1 protein-coding gene and 1 pseudogene are annotated in these 1,055 nt (G+C 72.1%); one reads left to right on the forward strand and one right to left on the reverse strand.

The window, feature by feature from the left end; translation table 11 throughout:
* Positions 1-269: 269 nt before the first annotated feature.
* Entirely contained in the window at positions 270-701 is a 432-nt protein-coding gene (locus IBL25_RS26310; RefSeq protein WP_187781372.1) for a DUF1489 family protein, read from the reverse strand.
* A 91-nt stretch (positions 702-792) separates the two neighbouring features.
* On the opposite strand from IBL25_RS26310, the pseudogene IBL25_RS26315 reads away from it, so the two are divergent.
* Positions 793-1,055, forward strand: a pseudogene (locus tag IBL25_RS26315) (methyl-accepting chemotaxis protein); the annotation flags it as partial.

The raw sequence follows: 1,055 nt of genomic DNA on the forward strand, positions 1-1,055 counted from the left end.
TGCGTCCGGGCGGCATGCCGCCGCGCCGTGGCGTGATGCGCCTTGGCGCCCTGCTGCGTGGTGGCCCTGGCCGGGGCCGTGGCGGCGGCCGCGGGAGCGGCGGACCAGGCCAAGGGAGCCGAGACAACAAGGGCTGCGAGCAGAAAACGGATCATGGAAGGCCTTCCTGCGGATAGCGGTTTCGGGCCGCCAACCTCGCCGCCACCATGCTCCGGGGTGCATCACGCGCGCATGGGCCCGCGCTGAAATAACGTTAATCCGTTGCCGGCTCAGATCAGGCAAAGCAGTTGCAGCTCCCGCCGCAGGGCTTCCGGCAGGGCCTCGATGCCGCTGGCGGCCGCCGCAGCCGTGATGTCGGGCGGCACCGCCTCGCCCTGGAGGTAGCGCCAGCCCTGGAAGGGCTTCATCCGCCGCGCCTCCACCGGCACCAGCTCCGGGTCCAGGATCAGCGCGGCATGGGGAGTGCCGTCGTTGCCCGGCATCGTCTGGATATCCAGCAGCCGCTGGCGGACGCAGAGCAGCCCGGCCACCACCCAGTAGATGGAGCCGCCATCCAGCAGCTCCTCCGCCCGCTTGGGCATCATGCGGGTCAGGTGGCGCAGCGGCGGGTCGGATTCGATGCGGCGGGACTGGATGGCGCGCAGCGCCGCCACGTCCTTGGGCCCGACGGAAAGTTTGATGAGGTGCAGCACAGCGCGCATCTGTCGCCGCCGCGCCCCCGCCGCAAGGGGTGGCGTTTACCGGATCTTCATCCCGCCCGGGGAGGATGCCCGCGATTTCCGGGGGACCTCCATGCGCTTTTTCCTGAACCTGTCGGTCGGCATGAAGCTGGCGCTCTCGGCGCTGCTGGCCCTGCTGCTGCTGGGCGGCCAGGCGTTGCGCACCCAGGCGCGGATGGGGGAGGTGATGGCGCGGGATGCCGAGCAGCGCGCTGCCTCGGAGGCCAGCGAGGCGCTGCACGAGGCCCTGACCGCCGCCTTGCAGGCCGAGTCGCTGAGCCTGGGCGCCGCCACTGCCCAGACGCCGGAGGCCGCCGCGGCCGCCACCGCCGCCAC

The sequence above is a fragment of the Pseudoroseomonas ludipueritiae genome, assembly GCF_014490445.1.
GTDB lineage: Bacteria > Pseudomonadota > Alphaproteobacteria > Acetobacterales > Acetobacteraceae > Pseudoroseomonas > Pseudoroseomonas ludipueritiae.